This is a genomic window from Maribacter sp. LLG6340-A2 (genome assembly GCF_045057105.1).
In the GTDB taxonomy this organism is placed as follows: Bacteria; Bacteroidota; Bacteroidia; order Flavobacteriales; family Flavobacteriaceae; genus Maribacter.
The window spans coordinates 2,996,533-3,022,254 of the sequence record NZ_CP159332.1 but is presented as its reverse complement, the minus strand read 5'-3'; the positions used below and the strand labels follow the sequence as shown (position 1 = coordinate 3,022,254).

The following is a 25,722-nucleotide window of genomic DNA, read 5'->3' as shown; positions in this document are numbered from 1 at the left end:
AATATTGTAAAATTATATGGACGTTATGTAAGGGAAACCACCCTTTTTTCTTGGTTACTGGTCATACAAGCCTCTATAACCTCAATGACCATGGCCGCTTCCTCTCCAGTTACAGGTAAGGGTTCATCATTACGTATAGCTGCTACAATGCCATCAAAATACTCCATATAGTTACCAGCTAGTGTGGGTACTTTAATCCGGTTCTCCCTGCCTTCTATTTCTGCATGTAACAAGCCCATTTCCTTTTCCAGTTCAATACCATATCCTTCGCCACCGGGTATATCGCCAGCTTGCAGCGCTGCCTCTTGTACATCTGCCCTAGATTTTACGAAGGAACCCAACGTACCGTGAAGGGTAAAACCTGTGGTAACCTCTTTGACAAACAAACTGGATTTAAGGGTAACCCTGAACGTGTCATAAAACATTTTAACATCAAAATAATCCACTACTTTGGCCTTGGGCCTAAATATTGCCAAGTCAGCAAATACTGCATTTGGCTTACCAAATAAATGTAAGGCTTGATCAATTAAATGCGAACCCAAATCATAAAGTCCGCCAACGGCAGCCGTATCCACTTCTTTATGTGCCTTTGGACTCAAGCCAGGGTGGTAGCGGTCATAATGAATATGTGCCTCTACCAGTTGACCAAGGGAATTATTCTCCAATACCTTTTGTACGGTCTTAAAATCGCTATCATACCTTCTATTATGAAAAACAGATAACTTTAGCTTATTTTTTTTAGCTAAAGCGATTAATTCCGTAGCCTCTTCTGTACTTGCCACAAATGGCTTTTCTACAATTACATGCTTATTTGCCTGCAGCGCTTTTTTTGCGTATTCGTAATGAGTTACGCTTGGTGTATTTACAATGACCAATTCTATCTTTTCATCTGCCAATAAATCGTCTAGCTTCCTAAACGTAATTATATCCGGGTATTTTTTTTCTGCTTCATTTTTAGTGCGTTCCCAAACGGCATATAAATTTAGGTTTGGGTTTTTAGCGGCAAAAGGGGCATGAAAAACATAACCGCTCATACCAAATGAACAAAGTGCTACATTTATTGGTTTCATTATTGGTTTTGGTTTATCCTAATTAAACGTACTATAGATTCTTTTCCCATTATTGTTTTAGATAGCAAGGGTGTATAAAAAACTGCACTGATAATTTACCGCAAATTATATGGTAACTAATTAACTTTAAGATAATTAAACATTAACAATTTAATCTCTTCAATATCTTTTTATATACAAATATTACCTGTTCAACTCCAATGCTGCAAACATAAAAGGTCCCGTTCCTTTTGGATCGTTAGACCTAATAATCTCATTTACATAATAATCAAATGACCCATCGCGATATGGATTTCCTCCTAACCCGGCTACCCCACAACATTTGTTTAAATTGATGACCCCGTTGTCCTCAATGGTAACAAATTGTTCAATTATGCCATTAAAACCTTTCTTTGCATGCTCTAGGTAATCTTTAGATAAATACCCCTTATTGGCCCCCTTAGCCAAAACATAGGTAAACATACTAGAACCTGTTGCTTCCAGATAATTTCCTTCCCTATCCGGTAGGTTCAGTACTTGCCACCACGTACCGCCCTCATCTTGATATTGAACGATAGCTTCTGCATACTGTTTTAAATATTGGATAATGCGTTCACGACCGGGATGATTTTCTGGAAGTACATCCAATATATCTACCATAGCCATGCCGTACCAGCCCATACCCCGGGACCAAAAATGTTGGGACAAACCTGTTTCCTTATCGGCCCAACGTTGTTCCCTGCTTTCATCCCACCCATGGTAATACAAGCCTGTTTCTGGGTCACGACTATGCTTTTCAATAAGGTCGAACTGTAGTACAATATGGTCCAAAACTTTATTGACCTCATCATCTTTTAAATACTTTAATGCATATTTTGCATGAAAGGGCTCTGCCATGAACAAGCCATCTAACCACATTTGATAAGGGTATCTTTTTTTATGCCAATACCCTCCTTCTGATGTTGTAGGCTGACCTTCCAATTGTTTATGCAAGGTATCCATGGCCATTTTAAATCTTGGTTCCGGATTTTTCTCCTGCAACCAAAAAATAGCATCACCGGATTTGATCATATCCAAATTATAGTTTGAAAGTTTATAGGTAACAATGGTACCGTCATCTTTTATCATTCTATTTGCATAATCATAGACATAATCATACAGTTTTTGGTCTCCTGTTTGCTCATAGACCCGTTCAATAGCCTGTAAAACTAGTCCGTTTGTATAACTCCATCTAGACTCTGTTTGGAAATCCAATAACGTTGGGTCCGGAAATCGATGTATTTCTGAAAGTGCCATACGTTCAGACCATTTTGCATCTTTAGAAACTACAAGTTCTTCTGCAGTTTCCCCGGTAGATTTTGCTTCTTTCTTCTCTGATTTACAATTAAAAAAGAGCACGGCAATAAACAACAAGCCTATGCTTTTTAGGTGATTTAGATTATTTTTCATGGTTTATATTAGTATAATTTTTTATTGATTTAATGCTAACGCAGCTAAAATAAATGGTCCTGTACCATGCAAGTTATCCGTAACTATTGGTTCATTGATATAATATTCAAAAGAACCATCTCTATAGGGATTGCCCCCTAAACCTGCACTCTTACAAATTTGTGTAATATGTACCTCGCCGTCTTTATCTACTTCTACCAGATGGTCTACCATTCCTTTAAAACCCTTCTCAGCAGCAGCATTATATTCTGCAGGTAAATATTCCTTATCCACACCTTTGGCAAAAGCATAAATAAACATTCCGCTACCTGACGCTTCTAAATAATTCCCATCCCGCTCTGGCATATTTGTTACTTGGTACCAAAGTCCGGTTTCATCTTGATATTTAGTCAATGTCTTAGATAATTGATTTAGATGTGAAATAAGCATGTCTCGTTTAGGATGGTCTTGAGGAAAATAGTCAAGTACGTCTACCAAAGCCATCATATACCAACCCATGGACCTTGACCAAAAATTAGGTGATTTACCCGTAGTTTTATCGGCCCAATCCATTTGTTTGCTTTCATCCCAAGCATGGTAAAGTAGACCGGTTTTGTCATCATAGGTATGATCCCAAATTAACTTAAATTGAAAGGCGATATCATCCAATTTATCCCCTTTTTCAAAGGAGGTATTATATTGTGCATAGAAAGGTGCACCCATGTACAAGCCGTCTAACCACATTTGGTTAGGATATATTTTCTTATGCCAAAATCCGCCAGAGGGAGTACGCGGATGTGTTTTCAATTGACTCCTTAAAGTTTTTAGCGCTGTAAGATAGCGGTCATCTTTTGTTGACTTATATAAACCAAAAAGGATTTTTCCAGAATTGATTAAATCCAAATTGTAATATTCAATTTTATAATCCCGGATATTTCCTGAGGCATCAATTAAAGTATCTGCAAAGGTTTTAATATAGTCGTAATAGACCTTCTGATTGGTGTGCGCGTATAAATTTCCGAAGGCGGTCAATAAAAGACCCGTTTTATAGTCCCATTCTTTTTTAATTTCATCTTCCGCTTGCCAAGCCTCTGGATGTCTTTTCATAATTGATAGGGCCAATCTTTCTGACCAAGGAAGGGTATCTGAAATTGCCATTTTTAAATGGACATTTTCATTTTTTTCACCATGTGTTTTATTCTCTGTCTTACAACTTACAATGGTTACACATAGCAAAAAAATAAAAAGTTTAAAAAAGGATTTAATACCCATTATGCTTTTACTTTAAAGTGGCCAAAGTGCTATCTAAATACGCTACAAATGCATCTTTAGTGGTAATTCCGTTTTTTTCCTGTTCCCATGCGCCACCAAAGTAATAGGTGATTGTATCTGTAGTTGGTTTAAAGACCAATAAATGGTCAAACTCCGCATTGGTAACGGTTTCCACTTCATCTACTTTATAAAAAATAACCATTCCTAGGTTATCCGGTACTAAGGTCTGCTCCCCGTAGGTTGCAATATAAGCCCATCCATTTTCACCTTCTTTTTGGATTAGGTCAATACCATCAAACTTTACAATACCGGTACATAAGCCTTCGCCTGCTTTAGATGGGGTTAAACTAGCTTTTGTTAAACGAGAATCCGCGGCAATCATCAATTGTGCACGCAAATCAATTTTTTGGTTTGAAGCTTCCCACCCATAATAATTAACGGTAACTCCAGATTCATTAGTTTCGTTGTGTATTTGTGCGGTTGTAGAGTCTACCTCTTGAAAATGAGTAACGTTACTACCGTCAAAACGGCCGTAGGAACCTATTCCCAATGAGCTTCCAGCTTTTAAGATATCCATACCCCAAGGGTTTTCCTCATGATAGGAATCATAATTATCTACACCTACCTGTGATAAAACCATGGTATCTACTTTTTTACCAAAAATATCAATGGCATTTCTCCAATCTAGGTAAAGGCGATAACCTACTTTATTACTTTCCCAACCTGGTCCTTCATAGCGTACATAATATGAATGATCTGTTAAACTATCCGGAGCCCTTAAAAACTCTACATTTTTGAAGGTAAAATTCTCACCAACATATTTTCTGCCTTGCCATTCCCCACCTTCCTTGATAGAAATTTCAGCATAGGTCTTTGAAACCTCTTCTTTTTTCTCAATACCAACCTCTTGTCCAGAATTAGATGTATTTGTTTTATCCTTACAAGCTGTAAAACTAATAAGTGCAATTAGCAGGACTAAATGTATTTTCCCAATAGTATTCATAGATAAACTGTTTATATATTTAAATGTAAGCAACATTGTTTTAAAATAAGCAATAAAAGGATTTGGTGATTAACAAATCACCAAATCCCAAACAACTAACTCAACAAACTATTTTCAAACTTTAAATTTCACCGGCATTGCTTTAATTATATGCAGGGTTTTGTGGAAAATCATTATTTTGATTTAAGTCTAACGCCTGCTGTGGAATTGGTCTTAAAATTTTCTGTGCACCAGCACCAGCAAAATCACTTTCATTTACCTGATTGTTATACAACGAAGTTCTTTCAACCAATTTTCCAGTTCTCTTTAAGTCAAACCATCTGTGATATTCACCTAATAGTTCACGAGCACGTTCGTCCAAAATATAATCGATATCAAATTCACCAATTGTAGCATCCTCTACCCCAGCTCTTGCCCTTACCGCATTAAGTCTTGTTAAACCGGTACCAGGTTGCCCTGCTTGCAGGTAGGCCTCTGCCGCTACTAGATAAGTCTCTGCCAATCTTGATAAAATGATATCTCTTGTACTAGATCGGCCACCAAATGCCGTTGTAGGGGACGGGTCATCAAATTTCTTTACACAGATAACCTCATAATCCAAGGAAACCGTATCTGTCCATTCAGATGAATATTCACCATAGTTATGATATTTAAAACTAGGAGCTAGAATTGTGGTAGCCAAATAGTTTTCCTTATCTGCCGGAGTAAACCATTGTGGTTCGTAAAACTCATTTACAGCTAAGGTACTGTGCTCTTCTTCTGGAACCCTGTAATAGGTAAAGTATGAAGGACCTGTATAATCTTCAGTATCTATGTAGAATATCTCTGTCATAAAAGTACCCTCCCATCTGGAGTCATCTTCCGTAAACAGACTAATTGCAAAATCTGTAGGGGACGATGAATAGTCACGAGCGGGAGCTTGCCCTTGCACTTCCGAACCTCCTAAATAAGAACCAAAATAAGCGTATTGTCTACTTCCTAATCCGTCAGGATCTGCACTTATGGAAGCAGCATCAAACTGAACTGAAAAAATAACCTCTTCATTTAAATCGTTCCCTGGTCTAAACACCTCACTAAATGGTAAATTAAGTGCTTGTCCACCTATTACCTCATCTGCCAATGTAGCAGCCGTGGAAAAATCATTTTGTGAGCCAAAAGACTCATAGCCTCTTGTTAAATAAACCTTGGCCAATAAATTTTTTGCCGCCCTTTTATTTACCCTGCCAACGTATGCACCAGTTCCGGCACCTGCAATAGCATCTTCCAAATCTGAAATAATCTGCGCATAAACTTCTTCTGCCGTATTTCTGTCAAATTCCAAGATTGGACTATCTATATAATCCGTAATTGCGACACCCCCGTACGTTTGTACCAATAGAAAATAAGAAAGCGCCCGTAAGAACTTAACCTCACTGACCAATGTAGGAAGTTGCGCAGTTTGTTCCGTAATTTCCGAATAATATATGGCTCTATTGGCCAATTGAATAGCTGCGTAACATTCATTGTATAAATGATCAACACCATCAGAGGTAGAATTTAGGTCACGATATTCCGTTAAACCCAAAGGACCTTGTCCCCTACCTTTTGAGATTAAATCCGTACCCCCTTCAAATAAGAAAGGAGAATCACCATAAATATCCCTTAGCTTTTCATAATTAGCATTTACCAAGGAATTAAAACCATCTGGTGTAATGTAGAAAGAGTCTGCGGATTCCCCAGATAGGTTTTCCTCCTCTATAAAGTCGCTGCAAGAAGCAAATGCAGCTAATAAGATTCCTAAAATATATATTTTTTTCATGTCTCTTTTTTTAAAGCTTTAAACTTAAACCTAATTGATATGTAATGGAGCTAGGTCTAGCTACATTTTGATCGGCATCTGCCCATTCCGGATCCCATCCTTCAAAATCCTTGTTTGCAAAGACAAACGGATTTAAGACGTTGGCATAAATTCTAAACCCTTTAATATTTAGGTCATTAAGGACCTTTTGTCCAAAGGAATATCCTAACGAGATATTCTTGATCTTTACGAAAGAGGCATCTCTATAAAATCCGAAATCCGTTCCCCAAAACTGACCTTGACCACGTGGTCTAGGAATTTCATTTGATACCTGAACTGGAAGTCCGGCACCATTTTCAGGAACATAATAACTGTCCCAATCCAAGTGATTACGCCCCCTATCATTAGGATCACCAAAACTATCATTAAGAAAATCACTTCTGACCAAAACACCTTGAAGCGCTATAGCAGAGACGGTAAAATCAAAATTACCCACCGTTAGATTAGAGGTTATACCCCCGATCCAATCTGGTTGCGTACTTCCAAGAACAACCCTATCATCATCCGGGTCAAAAACACCATCATTATTAATATCCTTTGGTCTGGCCTCACCTTCTTTCATGCCATAGGAAGCCGCTTCTGCAGCTTCACTTGCCTGCCAGACACCATCAAACACATAGTTATAGTGAGGTCTTAATGCTTCACCAATGAAAAAACCATTTCCTGGATCATCTTGCTCACTTTGCCCATAAACAGATTCCAAGGCGTTGGTGTTTTTACTAAAGGTAAAATTGGTTTCCCATGTTACTTTTTCAGTTTGTATGTTTCTCGTAACCAATGAAACCTCTACACCTTTATTGCTTAAAGAACCAACATTGTTATTGATACTACCCGCCCCGGTTTCAATAGGTAAATCTTGTTCAACAATTAAACCATCGGACAGTCTATCATAAACATCTACACTACCAAAAATTCTATTTCTGAAGAAACCAAAATCAAGTCCAAAATTTAATTCTCGAGTTCGTTCCCATGTTAAGAACCTATTGGCCAATTCATCGGCTACAAATCCGTTTGCCGCATTTCCGTTAAAATCATAATATGTTTGACTATCCACAGAATTTAAGGTAGAATATGGGCTAACGTTATCATTACCGGTATACCCAATACTTGCCCTAAGCTTTAAGTTGTTAATGAAGCTTTCATCGTTAAAAAAATCTTCTTCGGTAAGTTTCCAAGCCAAAGCCACCGACGGGAAATTTTGCCATTTATTACCTTCCGATAGTACAGAAGATCCATCCCATCTAATAGAAGCCGTTAATAAATATTTATTCTTGAATGCGTAGTTTAAACGGCCCGCATAGGACATTAATGTATTTTTTCTAAAGCCCGAGCTTAAATTAAAGGTATTCTGTGGTCCGGACCCTAAATTATACCATAATGTTTCAAATGGCTGTCCGCTAGAGAAAGCATAGGATTCTTCTGTTCTATTGCTATAGAAACTCTGTAACCCTAAGAAGCCAAATACATGATCCTCATTAAAAGTCTTATTAATGTTGAATTGATTATCCCAGGTATAATTAAAGTTCTCCAGCTTGTCCAAGCTTGCCGTGTTGGTACCGCCATTAGATTGACCCACATAGGATTCCGCTCCATACGCCTCGCCAATGCGTCTATTCAATAAACCTGCAGAGAATGTAGTTTTAAAGGACAACCAATCTAAGGCCTTATATTCCGCAAACAAATTAGCCAAGGTTCTCCACCTTCTTACCTGTTGTTTGGAGTTGGCAATTTCAACCAAAGGGTTTAAGGTACTGGTTTTGTTAAATGCCCAATCACCATTAGGGTAGGTAAGTTTTCCTGGCTGAAAAAACAGCTCCCCTACCAATTGATTACCATCTGCATCTATAGCCCATGGGGAAGCTAAGGGACTTAACCTTACGGCATCCCTAGCGGCCTGCTCACTACCCAGATCATTTACTTCATGCGATAAAGTTAAATTGGCACCCACAGAAAACTTATCACCGATATTATGCGTGGCACCCGCTTTAAACGTATACTTGTCCAAAGCTTCATTCTGCAAAAGACCTTCGTCCGATTGCAATCCTATGGCTAAATTATAGGCCATACCATTGTTTGCCCTGCCATTAACCGAAACATAATTATTCTGTATACTACCATCACGGTAAACTGCATCTGCCCAATCAAAATTAAAACCGGCATTGGCACGCTTAACCAATTCTGGGCTATTGTTGCTTGCCAAGGCAAAGTTATTTTCTGGAGTATCCCCTAACGGATCATTTTGGTTTAAGTAAGCAGTTTGATGATATGCCCACCATTCTTGTCCGTTCATAAAATCCGGGAACCTAGCTCTGCGTACAATACCATAAGAGCTTTCAAAAGAAACCGACACACCGCCTTTTGCCGTTGCACCGCCTTTTGTAGTAACGATTACCACACCGTTTGCACCCCTAGAACCATAAATAGCCGCTGAAGAGGCATCTTTTAGAACATCTATACGCTCAATATCCTGCGGGTTAAGAAAGTCAATACCATCTGTTGGCACACCATCTACAACAAATAAAGGCTGTGCATCTCCACTAAAAGAGTTATTTCCTCTAATATTAATATCAAAGCCATCTCCAACACGGCCCGTACTATTGGTAATTACTACCCCAGGTAGATTACCTTGAATACCTTCTAAAGGGTTGTTGACATTTCTTTGTGTAATCTGTTCTGTAGATACACTTGTAACCGATCCGGTGAGATCAGCTTTTTTTACAGATCCGTAACCAACTACAACAACTTCCTCCAATGCCTCAGCATCTTCAGATAAAGTTACATTAAGTTGCGTGCGGTTATCTACAGGAACCTCTTTTGCGGCAAAGCCAATATAACTTACCATTAATACAGCATTATCTGTAGTTAAGGTAATGCTATAATTTCCATCAAAATCGGTAACGGTTCCATTTGTGGTCCCTTTTTCTACCACATTTACCCCTGGTAAAGGTTCCATTGTTTCAGCGTCTGTTACCAGACCGCTAATTGTTGTTCCTTGTTGGGAGAATGCGTAATTACCCATAAAAAGGGTAAATAGCATAACCCCCGTAAAAAACCAAAAATTGGTTTTTACTTTTGCAATTTGTTGTTTCATAATAGTAATTAAGTGAGTGAGTGAATGATTAAGTTAATTTGTAATTGAGTTCATTTTTTTTCCATTGATATATGTATTTATAAAGTTTAAATTCTTAACATTTTCCAAGGCATATAAAGAGTCTACTCTTTTTATGTTTACATCTTTAAATGTGATATTCTCAATGGGCAACTGCGCATAACCTTTGGCCAAAATGCCAAACTGACCGCCATTTTCCACTTGTACATTTTCTAGGTTTATATTGCGTACCTCTGGCATAAAATCGCCTTCCTGAGTTCCATAAATCCCATAAAAAAGGTTGATTTTTAACACAGCCTCCTTAACCTGGCCTACTTTTAAATTCCTTACATATACATTTCCTACCGTGCCCCCTCTTTTTGTATTCGTTTTAATACGGATCGCCCGGTCTAAATTAGGACTATCCATAGTGCAGTTTTCAACAAAGACATTGGTTACACCTGCAGATATTTCACTACCTATGACCACACCACCATGGCCATCTATCATTTTACAATTCTGGACTACTATATTTTCACTTTTAATGCCAACTCTTCTACCATCTTCATTTCTTCCGGATTTAATTGCAATACAATCATCACCGGTATTGAACGTAGAATTTTTAATTACAACATTTTTGGAGTACTCAGGATCACAACCATCATTATTAGGACCATGACTATTCACCGTAACATGATCTACCGTAACGTTCACTGATTTTAGGGGATGAATAACCCAAAATGGAGCATTTATTATAGTTATATCTTTAATTAACACATTCTCGCACTCAAAAGGTTCTATGAATGTCGGTCTTAAAAACTCCCCATTCCCAAAAATTCTTTCTTCTACAGGAACCCCTTTTTCTGACATCCCCTCTTTAAGTTTCACCAATGAAGTATGTTGTTTTGGTCCACCTTCTTCCCATCCATATTTAGAATTTCCGCACCAAGGCCACCAAAACTCATTGCTTGCCTGGCCATTTAAAATTCCGTTACCGGTAATGGCAATATTCTTTTTATTTTTTGCATAGATTAAAGGAGAGTAATTCATAAGCTCTGTACCTTCATAGGAAGTATGAACTATGGGGTAATCATTTAAATCTGTACTAAATAAAATCTCCGCTTCATCTTCTAAATGAAGATTTACATTATCATCTAAATGAATGGGACCTGTTAAAAATTTACCTTTTGGGACCACAACTTTACCTCCCCCACTACTGGAACATTCCGCTATTGCTTTTTGAAAGGCAGTCGTATTTAAAGTGGTAGAATCGGGAATGGCACCAAAATCCATTATATTGAATATTTGACCCTTAAATGTTGGAGGTTGTACATTATCTAAAATTTCTGCCATACCCACCCATGGGTCAGAGATTTTTTTTTCTTTCTCAGCACATGACTGAAAGAAAGCTATAGAGCACAGTGCCGCAATCAGAAGTTTTAGTTGTTTTTTCAATTGAGTTTGGTATAATGAATTAAAAAAAATATGTGCAACAATATGTAATCGATTACACAATAGTAGGTAATTATTTATACTTTAACAAAATATTTAAATTAAAAAATTTACTTTTAACAAAAATACCTGTAAAATATTATCAAATAACAATTATTGCACCCTTTAAATCATTAATTACATTATTTAACTATGGTAGTATCATTGAAGTAAAGCTTAAATAGTACCTTATTCACCATTTTTGTAATCGATAACATAATAATTATGAATTGTAAAATAAACACTTGTAAAAAGATAGGCGCCTAAAATAAGTATGAAACAGCAGACATTATTAGTTCTAATTACCTTCTCATTACTTCACACTTTATTTTCCTGCAAAAAAGTCGAAGAAAACGTTGATAAGAAACGTGTTTTAATAAGTTCCGATATTGGTGGTACGGACCCAGATGATTATCAGTCTGCTATTCATTTATTCATGTATGCCGATTTGTTTGATATTGAAGGGCTGGTATCATCACCCTATGGACCGGGAAGAAAAGATGATTTTATAAAAATTATTGATATTTACGCACAAGATTATCCACTTTTAAAAAAGAAATCAGCATTGTTTCCTTTGCCCAACACATTAAAATCTGTTTGTAAACAAGGAGCAATCAATGCGGCGCCCTATAAAGGTTTTTCTTTACCCACCAAGGGTTCTAACTGGATAATAAAATGTGCAAAAAAAAAAGACGACCGACCTCTATGGGTCCTAGTATGGGGAGGGCTTGAAGATCTGGCCCAAGCTTTACACGATGCCCCTGAAATTAAGGAAAACATTAAGGTGTATTGGATTGGAGGACCCAATAAAAAATGGAGTGTAAATGCGTATTCATATATTGCAGAACACCATCCTGACCTTTGGATGATCGAAGCAAATGCTACCTATAGAGGGTGGTTTATGGACAATGATTCACCTGCAGATTTAAAAAGTAATGCCTTTTACGATAACTATATCAAAGGTAACGGTGCAATGGGCAATGCCTTTAAAAATTTTTACAACGGCGATATAAAAATGGGCGATACCCCTTCACTAGCCTATGTAATGAGCGGTGAACCCAATGACCCTACCAGCGAGAGTTGGGGCGGTAGGTTCATCCCCATTCAACATAGTTCACGAACCGTTTTTGAGAATCATAGCACAATTAACGATACAGTATCGGCATATGAGGTTCTAGAATATCGTTTTAAGGGTCCCCCTTCCATGATATCAAAAGATTCCACTGCATTTTTATTTACCATTAACAACCAAACATGGCCTGGCTATTATATTGATAATGGAACATATGCGGTACGCTATGCCCCTAAAAAACCGGAGATTGGCAAATATGTATTGAATAGTGATAGTAATGATTTTAATGGACAAAAAGGAGCGTACGTAAGTACCATACCGTGGCCAGGGAAATTTAAACAAAGTGATTATAAACTAGGATCTAACTGGTATAGTGACATTGAAGATTCTACCTACTTTATTAGAGAGCAACAAGGTGCCAAAACCATTTCAAAACACAGAAAAATGTTTTTGGAAGACTGGGCCAAAAGATGGTCTTGGTTAAAAGAATAAATGCCCACTATTAAGATTAACTTATATTTAAACCCTAAAATATGAGATAAGTAACCATAAAAATGAATTGGAAATATAGTTTTTAATATGATTATCTACTTAATTAACATTTATAATTATCATAATTAATATTTTTACCCATTAGTAATTGGTAATATTATGACCTACTTTATTTAATTAAATAATTGGATGATACAAGCAGCCAAATTAAAATGACCAAAAAAACCACCATTTACGATATTGCCAAAAAACTGAATATTACTGCCGCAACAGTTTCAAGAGCTTTAAATGACAACCCTAGAATTAGTAAGAACACCCGTCAGCTAGTACTTGCTACGGCTGCCAAAATGAACTATAAGCAAAACAGGCTTGCATTGGCGCTAAAAAGTGGCAAGAGCAATAATGTTGGTGTTGTGGTCCCTTATATTAATCGTAATTTCTTTTCATCCGTCATTAGGGGTATTGAAGATGAGCTCTACCCTAAAGGGTATCATGTGATTATAGCACAAACACATGAAGATAAGGACCGGGAATTAAAAATTATCCAAAACCTTATCAATGCACAGGTTGATGGCATATTACTTTCAACATCGTTTACCATTGAGGAAAAAGAAAAGTTGACCCCAGTTCTCAAAAAAACCACTCCTTTTATATTTTTTGATAGAAAGCCCAATGATTTGCCAGATATCAGTTCCGTAACTATAGATGATTACCAAGGAGGTTATGATGCTACCCAACATCTCATTGACCAAGGATGTAAAAAAATTGCTCATTTTTATGTAAACAACGGACTTGAATTATATAAAAACCGTTTACAAGGATATAAAAACGCACTATTGGACAATGGCTTAGAGTTTAACCCTATGTATGTTATTCCATTAAAAAGCGATATTGAAGCAGGAATGGAAGCAGCAAAGATTTTAATGAATCTTCCCGAACCACCGGATGCCATTTTCTCGTCTACGGATAATGGCTTGCTGGGTGCTGTAAAATATCTTCAGGATCTGTCCATTAAAATACCCGAAGAATTTTGTGTAGTAGGTTTTAGTAACGAACCTTTTACGCAATACATGAACCCTTCTATAAGTTCCGTAGATCAATCGCCTGTGGAAATGGGTAGAATGGCGGCCAAAGTATTTTTGGAACAAATGGAAAATGACCAATCTATCAAAATTCATAAAAAAGTGGTACTTCCTATAAAATTGATCATTAGAAAATCTTCTAGTAAAAAAGATTAAACAAACAGGTTAAATTTAAAGAGAGACCCCTCTTTTCCATGGTATAAAATCATCCTGCCCCAATTGGTCGGCCTTTGCCATTATGGTGCCACTTGCCACCTGAATAACATATTCCAAGATTTCCTCTCCCATTTCCTCTATAGATTTCTCACCGCGGATAACACCGCCCGTGTCTATATCTATGATATCTGGCATACGCTCAGCCAAAATAGTATTGGAAGAAACTTTAAGGACCGGTGCAATAGGGTTTCCTGTTGGCGTACCCAAACCTGTTGTAAATACAACAATATTAGCGCCAGAACCAACCATACCGGTAGTACTTTCCACATCATTGCCCGGGGTACAAAGTAGGTTTAAACCTGGTTTCTTTACGTACTCCCCATAATCTAAAATGGCAACAATAGGCGATGTTCCGCCTTTTTTGGCAGCACCGGCAGATTTCATGGCATCCGTTATTAATCCGTCCTTTATGTTTCCTGGCGAAGGGTTCATATCAAAACCAGACCCTGCTGCTTCGGCAGAAGCTTCATAAGCTTTCATAAGTTTCATAAAACGTTCTGCATCATCATCGCTTACACATCTATTGACCAACTCTTGTTCAACCCCACAAAGTTCAGGAAATTCTGAAAGAATGGGTGAGCCACCTACAGCGGCAAGAATATCTGATGCATATCCTAAAGCTGGATTGGCAGATATACCGGAAAAGCCATCAGAACCGCCACATTCCAATCCCATTTTCAGTTTTGAAATAGAGGCCGGTTTACGCGGAATGGAATTTGCAGCTTTTATACCCTCAAAAGAATCTTTAATAATCGTATTCAACATTTCATCTACCGTACCCATTTGCTGCTGCTCGTAAATAAGAACAGGCTTCTCTAAATTGGGATCAATAGTATTCAGGGCATTCTTCAATAAATCGATTTGTAAATTTTGACACCCAAGGCTCAACACGGTTGCACCGGCAACATTTGGGTTTTTTACATACCCTGCCAAAAGTTTCGCCAGAGTTTGGGAATCTTGTCTAATACCACCGCATCCTCCTTGATGGGTTATGAATTTGACCTCCACATTATCAAAGGTCTCTGAACCTATTTCCGCTTTCCCATCATCAAAATCGGCATCCTCACCATTGATTAAATTTCGAAGCAATTGCCTTTGCTTGCGCTCTTTGCCCATGGAAAGTTCCTTCTCAAAAACCTCTTTGAGCACTTCAATATTTCTATTTTCACAAAAGACCAACGGAAAGAAGAGCCATACATTTTGTGTACCTACTTGACCATCTGGCCTATGGTAGCCCATAAAAGTCCTATCCTTCCATTTGGATATATCCGGTGCCTTCCAAGTTACCGATTTGGTGCGTTTGGTAACAACATCACTTTGGTGAACAATATTTTCCGTAGTAAGGACATCTCCTTTTTTTATGGGGTACAATGCTTTTCCTACCAAGACCCCATACATGAATATTTGACTGTTCTTTTCAAAATCCGTTATTGCAATTTTATGTTTGGCTTTGGTATTGGACAGGATGATAATTTCTTCACCATTAAATTGTACCCGATCACCTTGTACCAAATCTACCAAGGCCACCGCCACGTTATCTTCTTCTTGTACTTTTATCAATTTTTTTTGCATGGAGAATTTTTTATCGCTAGCTCAACTTTAAAAAGCCTTCTTTAACACCAAATTTTTCAATCATTTCCAATGAATTGGCCACGGCATCGGTAAGTCCGTTTATAGTATTTAAATCCTTGCCCCAATATGCCTGTTTAGCCAAAACCTGTTGTGCCACATTCCTAACATTATCAAACTGCCAAATACTCAAAAACTCAGCAACAATTGCCTCATCGTCATTGATCGGTAATTGTTTACCGTTATATGCACCTTTATAAAAGCGAATTAAGCACGCAAAAGCAAATACCGTACGCATTGGCAATTTACCTTTACGTTGTTCATACGCTAACAAGCTAGGCAGTACCCTTACCTTAAATTTAGAGATGGAATTCAATGCAATACTGGCCAATTGGTGTACTACAAACGGATTCCTGAATCTGTCAAAAACAGCATTTGCAAATGTTTCCAACTCCTCTTGTTCCATATCTAAAGTGGGAATAATTTCTTCAAATACCAATGACCTTATAAAAGGTCCGGTAAAGTCTTCATCTACTGTTTCCTTTACGGTTTCATTACCATATAGCAAGGAAAAAGGAACCATTGCCGTATGTGCGCCATTTAAGATACGAACTTTTCGTGTTCTAAATGGTTGCATATCCTCTACAATTTTTACATCCAAATCCGTCTTATGAAAAGGCAGCTTCTCTCTTAATACCTCATCCCCTTCAATTACCCATAAAAAAAATGTCTCTGCACTTACGATCAAATTATCCTTATAATCCAATTGTTTATTGTAATCATCAATTTGATCCCGTGGATACCCAGGTACTATTCTATCTACCAATGTATTGTGAAACGAACAGCTCTTTAATAGCCAATATTTAAAATCATCGGTTAAATTCCAAAGTGAAATATATTCTAGGATTATTTGTTTTAACGTATCAGCATTATGATTGATCAATTCACAAGGTATTATCGTTAACCCTTTATCCTCGGCACCATTAAAATGATTAAAACGCTCATATAACAATCTGGTCAATTTTGCCGGAAATGAATTAGGTGGGGTCATATTTGGCGTATCCGTATCTAGATAGGCAATGCCTGCCTCTGTGGTATTGGATACAATAAATTGCAGTTCTTCTTCTTTGGCAAGGTCTAGATAAGAGGCATAATCCTTATATGGATCAATACCTTTTACAATATTGGTGATCAATTCTTTTTCCTCTACTTCCTTACCATCCTTAATACCTTTTGTGAACAAGGTATAAAGTCCATCTTGATCGTTCAACATTTGCACCATTCCCTTATCTATGGGTTGCACCACTGCAATACCTGCATTAAATTGGGTTGTTTTGTTCAAGGTTTGAAATGCATATTCTACAAAAGCCCTTAAAAAGTTACCCTCGCCAAACTGGACAATCTTTATAGGTAACGTAGCGGAAACACCTGCACTTTCTCTATTTAATTTTTGCATGATTTTATTTCAAATGGATAATTCTCTTAAAGATCGAAAAGACTAGGCAACCATAAACTAAGCTGAGGAATATAGGTAACCAAGAATAATGCAACGATCATTGCTATAAATAGCGGTAATAAAGGTTTAAATACTTTTTCTATGGTGGTTTTAGCTACCCCTACCCCAACAAATAGGACTGAGCCAACAGGAGGAGTACAGAGCCCTATACAGAGGTTTAAGACCATAATAATCCCAAAATGAACCGGGTCTAGACCCAATTTGGTTACCACAGGTAAAAATATTGGAGTAAAAATGAGCACTGCCGGTGTCATATCCATAAAAATACCTACGAATAGTAGTAAAAGATTAATGATTAGCAGTATAACAATTTTATTATCACTTAAGCTTAACAATCCACTACTAATATCCTGTGGAATATTCTCATAGGACAATGCCCAGGACATGCACATGGATGACCCTATTAACAACATGACTATGGCAGTAGTTGCCGATGAATCTAAAAGAATTTGTGGTAGATTCTTAAAATCGATTTCTTTATAGACAAAACCAAGTACCAAACTATACAAAACGGCAATGGCCGATGCTTCAGTAGCTGTAAAGATACCGGTAACGATACCGCCTATAACCACTACCAGCATAAATAAACTGGGCATGGCATCTATGAAGGTTTTGGTCACTTCCTTCAAGGAGCTACGTTTACCTATTTTATATTTTTTCTTTTTTGCCCAAAATGCCGCAACGATCATTAAGAACAATCCGGTCATGATTCCAGGAATATAACCTGCCAAGAACAACGCGGCTATAGATGCTCCACCACTGGCCAAGGAATAAACGATCAGTACATTACTGGGCGGAATGATCAACCCTGTAGTAGCAGATGTTATATTCACCGCAGCACCAAATTCCTTTGAGTATCCTTCCTTTTCCATTTCCGGTCCTAAAATACTGCCCATGGCAGAAGCAGACGCCATGGCGGACCCCGCTATGGCACCCATTAACATGGCCGCTATAACATTGATCAAGGCAAGGCCACCAGGTAAGGAACCCACCAATGTTTTGGCAAAAGCAATGAGCCGGTTAGCAATACCGCCCTTGTTCATGAGTTCACCGGACAGTATAAAAAAGGGAATGGCCAACAATGCAAAACTATCAAGACCTGTAGCCATACGTTGAGAAACGGTGGTAAAAGCCGGCATGGCCGGAATACTAACCAACATGGTCAATAACGAGGATATAGCAATGCTCCATGCAACCGGTGTACCTATGGCCAAAAGGCAAACAAAACTTATGACCAAAACGAGTATTGGAATTTGCTCCATCATAATTCTTTAGTATTTAAATCAGAAATTTTGTAGTACATGATCAACAGTCCACTTATAGGTATTATAATATAAACCAAGGCCAAGGGTACTTGTAATGCGGGTGATTGCTGTCCTAGTACGTAAGATATATAGACCAATCTAGAGCCTCCTATGACAAAAGCAAAAAAAACAAATAGAATAACTAAAATGGTGACAATGACCTTCAGCTTTTTTTGAGTTTTTTTGTTCTGCCGCGTGGGCAATATATCTATGGCCACGTGTAAGTTTCTTCCAGACACATATGCTGCACCTAATACACCAATCCATATCATTAGATATCTTGCGAGCTCATCTGTAAAAGAACTTGGGTTACCTGTTACGTAACGGGTGAACACCTGCCACAGAACGTTAATAACCATAACAGCCATAATAACAACTAATGTTTTGCTTAAAACAGCATCAATTTTACGTCTCATAGCTTAACGGGTTTCTTGGATTTTTTTTATCAGTGGGTATATTTCCGCATCGTCCTTATAGCTTTCATAGATGCCCTGTACTTTTTCCGCAAAAAGGCTTTTATCTGGCCTGCTTACTACAACACCTGCTTTTTGAACCTCCCGTAATGCTTCTGCCTCTGCCTCTGCCCAAAGAATACGTTGGTACTTTACAGATTCCTTGACCGCTTGGCTCAACCATGTTTGCTCTTGCTTACTCAGCTTATCCCAAACATAGGTGCCAATGAGCAATACATCTGGCAACACGGTATGCTCATCCAAGGAATAATATTTACAGACCTCATAATGGCGGGAAAGATAAAAACTGGGTGGGTTATTCTCTGCCCCATCTACCACTCCCTGTTGTAAGGAAGTATATAGTTCTCCCCATGAAATGGGAGTTGGCGATCCACCTAATGCTTTTACCATATTAACCGCCGTAACACTTTCCATTACCCTTATTTTTTCACCTTCCAGATCAGAAGGTTTTTCAATAGGTTTGTTCATTGTGTAGAAACTACGACTACCGGCATCATAATAACCTAAGCCTTTTAGCCAATACTTTTCACCTTCGTTCAACAGCATTTGACCAATGGGCCCATCTAGAACATTAAAGGAATGTTGCCGATCTCTAAAAAGAAACGGCAAACCCAATACTCTGGTTTTAGGAGCAAAATTCTCTAACACCCCTACGGAAACTTTGGTCATGTCCAAACTTCCGATCTGCAAAAGCTCCAGACATTCCCGTTCCGTACCTAATTGTTGGCTGGGGTAAATCTCTAATTTAAGTCTTCCTCCTGAACGCTCAAGTAAATCTTCACCCATTTTGACCATGGCTTTGTGGACAGAGTGACTAACGTCTAGCCCATGGCCCAGACGTATTGTTTTCGTTTCATTGTCCACACCACAGCCAAAAAAAGCTATGGTGCACAGTAATAGGATTAAAATACTCTTGCGTGTCATCATCTTATGTGGATCTAATTTTTTTAATAAGTGCCATGGTATCTGCCACTTTTTTCTCAAGACCTGCATAATCCTTATTGGCAAGTACCTCTTTGCTAATTAATTTAGACCCCATACCTACACAGGTAACACCGGCATCAAACCAACCTTTTAAATTACTTTCTTCCGTACTTACCCCACCTGTGGGCATTACACTAGTCCAGGGTTGTGGTCCCTTTATTGCTTTGACAAAGCCAGGTCCGTAGGTGGAGCCAGGAAATAATTTAATGATTTCACATCCAAGCTCTTCTGCCCTATTTACTTCTGCCAAAGAGCCGCAGCCCGGTGACCATAATACTTTTCTACGATTACATGCAATGGCAATATCTTCACGCAAAGAAGGAGTTACAATAAAATTTGCTCCCATCTGCATATAAAAACTAGCTGCAGCAGCATCGGTAATAGAACCAACGCCCATAATCATACCCGGTAATTCCTTTACCGCAAATTTGTTCAATTCCAAAAATACCTCAAAGGCAAAATCGCCCCTAGCGGTAAATTCCATTAATCTAGCTCCACCATCATAGCAAGCCTTCATAACTTTTTTGCCCAGTTCTATATCAGCGTGATAAAACAAGGGTACCATACCGGTTTCCTTCATTACCGCCGCAACTTCCAATCTTGAATATTGTGCCATTTATTTTCTTAGATTTAAAATTGGCCGATACTAGTCTTTCACGTACCGACCATTACTATTGTTATCTGTTAACGAGCTACCCTACCAGAGGCATCTCCTCCCATTAATTTCTCTACTTCTTCTATGGTTGATAAGTTGGCATCTCCTTTTATGGTATGCTTTAAGCAAGATGCGGCAACTGCAAAATCCAATGCGTTTTGATCATCTTCCGGGTATTTAAGCAACCCATAGATTAAACCACCCATAAACGAATCTCCACCACCTACTCTATCTACAATATCCGTGATCTGATACTGGCGTGTTTCATACATTTTTTTACCATCCCAAAGCACACCGGCCCAAGTATTATGCGATGCAGAAATTGAGCCTCTAAGAGTTGTTATTACTTTTTTTGCCTTGGGGAATTTTTTCATCATTTGCTTACAAACGGATAAAAATGCTTCTGCCTTGACATCTGCCCCATCTTTATGTACATCCAAACCTTCTGGGTGAATTCCAAAATGCTTTTCAGCATCTTCCTCATTTCCTAAAATGATATCGCAATATGAGGTTAGCTCTGTCATAATTTTTTCGCGGTCCCCACCGTATTTCCATAATTTAGCCCGGTAATTCAAATCCGTAGAAATAATAATTCCTTTCTTATCGGCCGCTTTTACCGCTTCTAGACAAACGTCTGCCGCACCTTGGGAAATTGCCGGCGTAATACCGGTCCAATGAAACCATTCAACGCCATCAAATACATCGTCCCAATCTATCATCCCAGATTCAATTTCAGCTATTGCAGAATGTGCACGATCGTAAACCACTTTACTACCACGGCTCACCGCGCCCGTTTCCAAAAAATAAATACCTAAACGGTCTCCACCAAATACAATTTTACTGGTGCCTACACCCCTTTTGCGCATTTCCATTAAAGCGCATTCACCAATATCATTTTTTGGCAAACGGGTTACAAAATCTACGGGAACACCATAATTTGCCAATGATACGGCAACATTAGATTCGCCTCCACCATATACGACATCAAACTCATTGGCTTGTGAAAATCTTAAAAATCCAGGTGGTGATAATCTAAGCATGATTTCACCAAAAGTGACTACTTTTTTCATTATTTATTGAATTGTAATTTGATTAAAAATTGAAATATTCCTTTGCGTTGTTATAACATATATCCTTAATAATACCACCTACCAAATCAAAATCCTGCGGTAGTTCTCCATTTTGCATTTCCTGTCCAAATAGGTTGCACAACACCCTTCTAAAATATTCATGTCTAGGGTAAGACAAAAAGCTTCTGGAATCTGTCAACATTCCTATAAAACAACTTATAAGTCCCATATTGGAAAGGGCATTTATTTGCTTGGTCATTCCGTCTTTTTGATCCAGAAACCACCAACCAGATCCAAATTGCATTTTTCCTTTTACCCTACCATCATTGAAATTTCCGATCATGGTGGCCAGGACTTCATTATCGGCCGGGTTTAAATTATACAAAATTGTTTTGCTAAGGTTGTCACTGGCATCTAGTCTATTTAAAAACTTGGATAAGGTTGCTGCTTGTGCATAATCCCCTATAGAATCCCAACCTGTATCCGGGCCAAGAATACGATTCATTCTGGCATTATTATTCCTTAATGCGCCTAGATGGAACTGTTGAATCCAATTACGTCCATGATATTGTTTGCACAAGAACAATAAAATGGCCGTTTGAAATTTTTCATCTTCCTCAAGGGTCAATGTTTTTTTATTTCTTCTTTTTTGAAAGATGGTCTCAATTTCCGCTTCCGAGAATTCGTGGTAGGGAACATAGCTTACTCCATGATCAGACAGTTTACAGCCATGCTGCTCAAAATAATCTAAACGTAGGCTCAAGGCATCACAAAGCGATTTATAGGAATCTATGGAAACACCGCTTACCTCAGATAGCTGATCAAGGTAATCCAAATAAGTATCTGTCGTTATCAAAATGGCCTTATCCGGTCTAAAGGCGGTACTTACCTTTACCCCAAAATTGCTGTTGGCAATCTGTACATGGTGATCCAAACTATCTATTGGATCTTCTGTAGTACAGATGACCTCCACATTCATTTTATTGATCAAGTTTTGGCAACTAAATGCTTTAGTCTGGAGCTTGGAAGTCGCCTCTTCATAAATATCATTTGCCGTATTTGGATTTAGAAGTTTATCAATATCAAAATATCTTAATAATTCTAAATGTGTCCAATGATATAATGGATTTCTTAGGGTATAAGGTACTGTTTTTGCCCACTGTATAAATTTGTCCTTATCCGGAACGTCTCCTGTAATGTACTTTTCATCTATACCGAACGTACGCATAGCACGCCATTTGTAATGATCGCCATTGATCCAAATTTTGGTAAGGTTTTCAAAACTTCTGTCCGATGCTATTTCATTGGGAGGTAAGTGACAATGATAATCTATAATTGGCATTGGAGATGCAAACTCATGATATAGTCTTTGCGAAAATTTATTCTCCAGAAGAAAATCATCTGTTATATAAGTATTGTTCATTGTTCCCGAAGTACTCATTAATTTTCATTTGATGGTTTACCGATTGTAGCCAAAATACCGCCGTCTACATATATTATTTGTCCGTTGACAAAATCACTTGATTTGGAGGCCAAAAAAACCGCAGTTCCTGCCAAGTCTTTAGGATCTCCCCACCTTGCGGCCGGTGTTCTGTTAATAATAAATTCGTTAAAAGGATGGCCATCTACACGTATTGGTGCTGTTTGCGATGTAGCAAAATAACCTGGTCCTATACCGTTCACCTGAATATTGTGCTTGGCCCATTCCGTAGCCAAATTTCTGGTCAACATTTTTAAACCTCCTTTAGCGGCCGCATACGCAGAAACACTATTTCTACCCAGCTCGCTCATCATAGAACAGATATTGATTATTTTACCACCTCCGTTTTTGATCATTCTATTCCCGATCAATTGGGACATGATAAATGCACCTACAAGATCCACCTCAATTACCCTTCTAAAATCATCAACAGGCATGGTAGTGGCCAGTTCACGTTTAATGATACCGGCGTTATTGACCAAGATATCAATTTCGCCACCATCGGTAATAATTTCCTCTACTTTTTTTGCGGCCAATTTATCATCCGTTATATCAAATATATATCCAGACGCTTTAAAACCCTTTTCTTTATATTTTGAAAGCGCATCGTCCATTTTGGCGGGCGTAGTTCCAGTAATGATAAGTTCTGCACCAGCATTGGCAAGACCTTCTGCCATAGCCATACCCAAACCATGGGTACCTCCAGTAATCAATGCACGTTTTCCAGTAAGATCAAACATAGTTATCATTTATCTTAATTCATTTGGCGCACAAACATCCATATCGCCATAATCTAAATTTTCTCCTGCCATACCCCAAATAAAAGAATATGCGCAAGTACCCGAACCGGAATGAATGGACCATTCTGGCGATAGTACCGCCTGGTGGTTTTCCATGAAAATGTGTCTTGTATGCTGAGGTTCACCCATAAAATGACAGACCGTTTGACCTTCTTCCACATCAAAATAAAAGTATGCCTCCATTCTTCTATTATGGGTATGTGCCGGCATTGTATTCCATACATTACCGGGCAAAAGCTCAGTTAGCCCCATTTGTAATTGACAGGTTTCAACAATACTATTTACAATTAATTTGTTCAGTATTCTCTTGTTCGCATATTTCTCATCTCCCAATTGAATTACTTCAGCCTCATCTGCACCAACCTTTTTAGTAGGAAAACTTTTATGAGCCGGAGCTGAATTAATATAAAATAATGGCTGCTCCCCATCTGTAGCTTCAAAAATTACATCCTTAGCACCTTGACCTACATATAATGCCTCTTTTTTAGAAAGCTCATAAGATGCTCCATCTACCGTTATTTTTCCCTTTCCACCAACATTTACCACTCCAAGCTCTCTGCGATCAAGAAAATGTTCAGATTTTAGATAAGGTACCGTTTCTAATTTTACCGCCTTATCAACTGGCATAACACCACCAACAATATATCTATCATACATAGAATATGTAAGCTGTACACTATCCTTGACAAATAGTTTGGGTATTAGGAATTCCTTTCTTAATTCATCTGTTCCATATGCTCTACTATCAACAGGATGAGCGGCATATCTAAATTCGTAATTTGTCATATTATCTTTTTATGCAATCGATTACACGAATATAATAGATCCTAAAGAATCGACAACTATTTAATCTAAAAAATATATTTAAGATTAAATTTTATGCTCGATTCTAACTATAATTTAATATCTAAGTACATATTACTAAATTTATTTCTCAAGGAACAAAAAACAGCATAAATGAAACAAAATAAATTTTAAAAAAGATTTACAAGTAACATTTTGATCTCATATTCGATGTATTTAGCCCATTTTAGTTAAAATGTTCACAAATACTATTATCTAATTGCTCTATAAGTATATACAATTGACAAAGAATTGCGTAATTTGAATTTTATGTTAACTTTGAAAAAAAACAGCAAATGGAGTTACTTGAAAAAGCTCAGGAGTTTATAGGTCGCAAAATGAGTAATATGTCTACTAGTGACCGAGTAGAAGCGTCAAGAGAGGCAAAAGCACTTATTTTAAGCATTAATGAGATATATAAGGAGACAAAGGATCCTAATTTAATGGATGTCATGAAAGACGTTACCGTGAAAAAGAAAAAAATTGAAAAAAGATTAAATGGTGTACCATTGGTATAATACCCTATAAATTAATTTTAATTCAATTTAAAAAAAGACAAAACCCTTCAAATGAAGGGTTTTGTCTTTTTTTATAATAATGTGATATAGATTTGTTTTGCCAGTATTTAGAATAATGGAAAATTGCAACTTTTTTCGAATTCTGTTTGGAAAAGGATGCAACAGTTAATTCACCAACATTAATCTAAACAATTTCTGCACTGAGCCCCGCTTGCAGCAAACCAGAGCATTGTGGCTTTAATTCTTCAAACTCGCCTGTTTTAACGGTACATTTTCCTTTGTAATGAACAATTAACGAGCACTGTTCCGCTTGCTCCGGCGAATGTTCACAAACAGAGATCAAGGTATTTATTACGTGATCAAAGGTATTGACCTCATCATTAAAAAGAACGATTTCATTTTGCTGAACCGTTTCTTCTTCTAAAAGTAGTTCTTCGGAAATTTCTTCTTTTATACTCATCTCAATAAAATTAATACGTT

General features: G+C 37.7%; 21 protein-coding genes. 3 read left to right on the top strand and 18 right to left on the bottom strand.

Translation table 11 applies throughout. From position 1 onward, the window contains the following. Positions 1 to 23 precede the first annotated feature (23 nt). The 7 genes from ABVM52_RS12700 to ABVM52_RS12670 all read right to left on the bottom strand — a co-directional run bounded on the left by ABVM52_RS12700 (position 24) and on the right by ABVM52_RS12670 (position 11,132). The gene (locus tag ABVM52_RS12700) at positions 24 to 1,070 is read right to left on the bottom strand and encodes a Gfo/Idh/MocA family oxidoreductase (protein WP_405381046.1); all 1,047 of its coding nucleotides are present in this window, start codon (positions 1,068 to 1,070) and stop codon (positions 24 to 26) included. A gap of 183 nt (positions 1,071 to 1,253) precedes the next feature. Then, positions 1,254 to 2,498, bottom strand: a complete 1,245-nt coding sequence (locus tag ABVM52_RS12695) for a glycoside hydrolase family 105 protein (RefSeq protein WP_405381044.1) — start codon at positions 2,496 to 2,498, stop codon at positions 1,254 to 1,256. 21 nt (positions 2,499 to 2,519) lie between these two features. Then, a complete protein-coding gene (locus tag ABVM52_RS12690; RefSeq protein ID WP_405381042.1) occupies positions 2,520 to 3,635 on the bottom strand; it encodes a glycoside hydrolase family 105 protein in 1,116 nt (371 codons plus the stop codon). Positions 3,636 to 3,756: 121 nt separating this feature from the next. Then, positions 3,757 to 4,752, bottom strand: coding sequence for a DUF4861 family protein (locus tag ABVM52_RS12685; RefSeq protein ID WP_405381040.1), 996 nt, complete (start codon positions 4,750 to 4,752; stop codon positions 3,757 to 3,759). Between the two features lie 142 nt (positions 4,753 to 4,894). After that, positions 4,895 to 6,550 carry a RagB/SusD family nutrient uptake outer membrane protein gene (locus ABVM52_RS12680; RefSeq protein ID WP_405381038.1) on the bottom strand — a complete coding sequence of 552 codons (1,656 nt, stop codon included), beginning with the start codon at positions 6,548 to 6,550 and terminating at the stop codon, positions 4,895 to 4,897. 10 nt (positions 6,551 to 6,560) lie between these two features. After that, the gene (locus ABVM52_RS12675; protein ID WP_405381036.1) at positions 6,561 to 9,680 is read right to left on the bottom strand and encodes a SusC/RagA family TonB-linked outer membrane protein; all 3,120 of its coding nucleotides are present in this window, start codon (positions 9,678 to 9,680) and stop codon (positions 6,561 to 6,563) included. A gap of 33 nt (positions 9,681 to 9,713) precedes the next feature. Beyond that, the gene (locus tag ABVM52_RS12670) at positions 9,714 to 11,132 is read right to left on the bottom strand and encodes a glycoside hydrolase family 28 protein (protein WP_405381034.1); all 1,419 of its coding nucleotides are present in this window, start codon (positions 11,130 to 11,132) and stop codon (positions 9,714 to 9,716) included. A 310-nt stretch (positions 11,133 to 11,442) separates the two neighbouring features. Between ABVM52_RS12670 and ABVM52_RS12665 the strand changes: the two genes are divergently transcribed. Then, a complete protein-coding gene (locus ABVM52_RS12665; protein ID WP_405381032.1) occupies positions 11,443 to 12,732 on the top strand; it encodes a nucleoside hydrolase-like domain-containing protein in 1,290 nt (429 codons plus the stop codon). A 212-nt stretch (positions 12,733 to 12,944) separates the two neighbouring features. Further along, the gene (locus ABVM52_RS12660) at positions 12,945 to 13,970 is read left to right on the top strand and encodes a LacI family DNA-binding transcriptional regulator (protein ID WP_405381030.1); all 1,026 of its coding nucleotides are present in this window, start codon (positions 12,945 to 12,947) and stop codon (positions 13,968 to 13,970) included. Positions 13,971 to 13,985: 15 nt separating this feature from the next. Here the strand turns inward: ABVM52_RS12660 and ABVM52_RS12655 are convergent, their stop codons facing one another. The 10 genes from ABVM52_RS12655 to kduI form a co-directional block, all read right to left on the bottom strand. Beyond that, on the bottom strand, positions 13,986 to 15,602 hold the full coding sequence (locus ABVM52_RS12655; RefSeq protein ID WP_405381028.1) for a UxaA family hydrolase: 1,617 nt from the start codon (positions 15,600 to 15,602) through the stop codon (positions 13,986 to 13,988). A 16-nt stretch (positions 15,603 to 15,618) separates the two neighbouring features. Beyond that, complete coding sequence (locus ABVM52_RS12650; RefSeq protein ID WP_405381026.1) at positions 15,619 to 17,055, bottom strand: tagaturonate reductase; 1,437 nt, start codon at positions 17,053 to 17,055, stop codon at positions 15,619 to 15,621. A gap of 26 nt (positions 17,056 to 17,081) precedes the next feature. Then, on the bottom strand, positions 17,082 to 18,377 hold the full coding sequence (locus ABVM52_RS12645) for a TRAP transporter large permease (protein WP_405385129.1): 1,296 nt from the start codon (positions 18,375 to 18,377) through the stop codon (positions 17,082 to 17,084). After that, entirely contained in the window at positions 18,377 to 18,835 is a 459-nt protein-coding gene (locus ABVM52_RS12640) for a TRAP transporter small permease (RefSeq protein WP_405381024.1), read from the bottom strand. The genes ABVM52_RS12645 and ABVM52_RS12640 overlap by 1 nt, the downstream gene beginning before the upstream one ends. Positions 18,836 to 18,838: 3 nt before the next feature. Next, complete coding sequence (locus tag ABVM52_RS12635) at positions 18,839 to 19,819, bottom strand: TRAP transporter substrate-binding protein (RefSeq protein WP_405381022.1); 981 nt, start codon at positions 19,817 to 19,819, stop codon at positions 18,839 to 18,841. Between the two features lies 1 nt (position 19,820). After that, the gene (locus ABVM52_RS12630) at positions 19,821 to 20,492 is read right to left on the bottom strand and encodes a bifunctional 4-hydroxy-2-oxoglutarate aldolase/2-dehydro-3-deoxy-phosphogluconate aldolase (RefSeq protein WP_405381020.1); all 672 of its coding nucleotides are present in this window, start codon (positions 20,490 to 20,492) and stop codon (positions 19,821 to 19,823) included. Between the two features lie 68 nt (positions 20,493 to 20,560). Further along, a complete protein-coding gene (locus ABVM52_RS12625) occupies positions 20,561 to 21,601 on the bottom strand; it encodes a PfkB family carbohydrate kinase (protein WP_405381018.1) in 1,041 nt (346 codons plus the stop codon). Between the two features lie 22 nt (positions 21,602 to 21,623). Next, complete coding sequence (gene uxaC, locus ABVM52_RS12620) at positions 21,624 to 23,042, bottom strand: glucuronate isomerase (protein ID WP_405381016.1); 1,419 nt, start codon at positions 23,040 to 23,042, stop codon at positions 21,624 to 21,626. Next, positions 23,042 to 23,827, bottom strand: coding sequence for a gluconate 5-dehydrogenase (locus ABVM52_RS12615; protein ID WP_405385128.1), 786 nt, complete (start codon positions 23,825 to 23,827; stop codon positions 23,042 to 23,044). The genes uxaC and ABVM52_RS12615 overlap by 1 nt, the downstream gene beginning before the upstream one ends. Positions 23,828 to 23,830: 3 nt before the next feature. After that, complete coding sequence (gene kduI / locus ABVM52_RS12610) at positions 23,831 to 24,667, bottom strand: 5-dehydro-4-deoxy-D-glucuronate isomerase (RefSeq protein ID WP_405381014.1); 837 nt, start codon at positions 24,665 to 24,667, stop codon at positions 23,831 to 23,833. Positions 24,668 to 25,020: 353 nt separating this feature from the next. Between kduI and ABVM52_RS12605 the strand changes: the two genes are divergently transcribed. Further along, complete coding sequence (locus tag ABVM52_RS12605; protein WP_339837989.1) at positions 25,021 to 25,242, top strand: hypothetical protein; 222 nt, start codon at positions 25,021 to 25,023, stop codon at positions 25,240 to 25,242. Positions 25,243 to 25,426: 184 nt separating this feature from the next. Here ABVM52_RS12605 and ABVM52_RS12600 read toward each other — a convergent pair whose 3' ends face one another. Beyond that, the gene (locus tag ABVM52_RS12600; RefSeq protein ID WP_405381011.1) at positions 25,427 to 25,702 is read right to left on the bottom strand and encodes an ATP-dependent Clp protease adaptor ClpS; all 276 of its coding nucleotides are present in this window, start codon (positions 25,700 to 25,702) and stop codon (positions 25,427 to 25,429) included. Positions 25,703 to 25,722 lie beyond the last annotated feature (20 nt).

Excerpts from the sequence above, each read along its gene's own strand:
- ABVM52_RS12645 (WP_405385129.1), bottom strand. The coding sequence starts at position 18,377 with ATGGAGCAAATTCCAATACTCGTTTTGGTCATAAGTTTTGTTTGCCTT.
- ABVM52_RS12685 (WP_405381040.1), bottom strand. The coding sequence starts at position 4,752 with ATGAATACTATTGGGAAAATACATTTAGTCCTGCTAATTGCACTTATT.
- ABVM52_RS12650 (WP_405381026.1), bottom strand. The coding sequence starts at position 17,055 with ATGCAAAAATTAAATAGAGAAAGTGCAGGTGTTTCCGCTACGTTACCT.
- ABVM52_RS12660 (WP_405381030.1), top strand. The coding sequence starts at position 12,945 with ATGACCAAAAAAACCACCATTTACGATATTGCCAAAAAACTGAATATT.
- kduI (WP_405381014.1), bottom strand. The coding sequence starts at position 24,667 with ATGACAAATTACGAATTTAGATATGCCGCTCATCCTGTTGATAGTAGA.
- ABVM52_RS12630 (WP_405381020.1), bottom strand. The coding sequence starts at position 20,492 with ATGGCACAATATTCAAGATTGGAAGTTGCGGCGGTAATGAAGGAAACC.
- ABVM52_RS12605 (WP_339837989.1), top strand. The coding sequence starts at position 25,021 with ATGGAGTTACTTGAAAAAGCTCAGGAGTTTATAGGTCGCAAAATGAGT.
- ABVM52_RS12700 (WP_405381046.1), bottom strand. The coding sequence starts at position 1,070 with ATGAAACCAATAAATGTAGCACTTTGTTCATTTGGTATGAGCGGTTAT.
- ABVM52_RS12600 (WP_405381011.1), bottom strand. The coding sequence starts at position 25,702 with ATGAGTATAAAAGAAGAAATTTCCGAAGAACTACTTTTAGAAGAAGAA.
- ABVM52_RS12625 (WP_405381018.1), bottom strand. The coding sequence starts at position 21,601 with ATGAAAAAAGTAGTCACTTTTGGTGAAATCATGCTTAGATTATCACCA.
- ABVM52_RS12635 (WP_405381022.1), bottom strand. The coding sequence starts at position 19,819 with ATGATGACACGCAAGAGTATTTTAATCCTATTACTGTGCACCATAGCT.
- ABVM52_RS12665 (WP_405381032.1), top strand. The coding sequence starts at position 11,443 with ATGAAACAGCAGACATTATTAGTTCTAATTACCTTCTCATTACTTCAC.
- ABVM52_RS12655 (WP_405381028.1), bottom strand. The coding sequence starts at position 15,602 with ATGCAAAAAAAATTGATAAAAGTACAAGAAGAAGATAACGTGGCGGTG.
- uxaC (WP_405381016.1), bottom strand. The coding sequence starts at position 23,042 with ATGAGTACTTCGGGAACAATGAACAATACTTATATAACAGATGATTTT.
- ABVM52_RS12680 (WP_405381038.1), bottom strand. The coding sequence starts at position 6,550 with ATGAAAAAAATATATATTTTAGGAATCTTATTAGCTGCATTTGCTTCT.
- ABVM52_RS12675 (WP_405381036.1), bottom strand. The coding sequence starts at position 9,680 with ATGAAACAACAAATTGCAAAAGTAAAAACCAATTTTTGGTTTTTTACG.
- ABVM52_RS12695 (WP_405381044.1), bottom strand. The coding sequence starts at position 2,498 with ATGAAAAATAATCTAAATCACCTAAAAAGCATAGGCTTGTTGTTTATT.
- ABVM52_RS12690 (WP_405381042.1), bottom strand. The coding sequence starts at position 3,635 with ATGGCAATTTCAGATACCCTTCCTTGGTCAGAAAGATTGGCCCTATCA.
- ABVM52_RS12640 (WP_405381024.1), bottom strand. The coding sequence starts at position 18,835 with ATGAGACGTAAAATTGATGCTGTTTTAAGCAAAACATTAGTTGTTATT.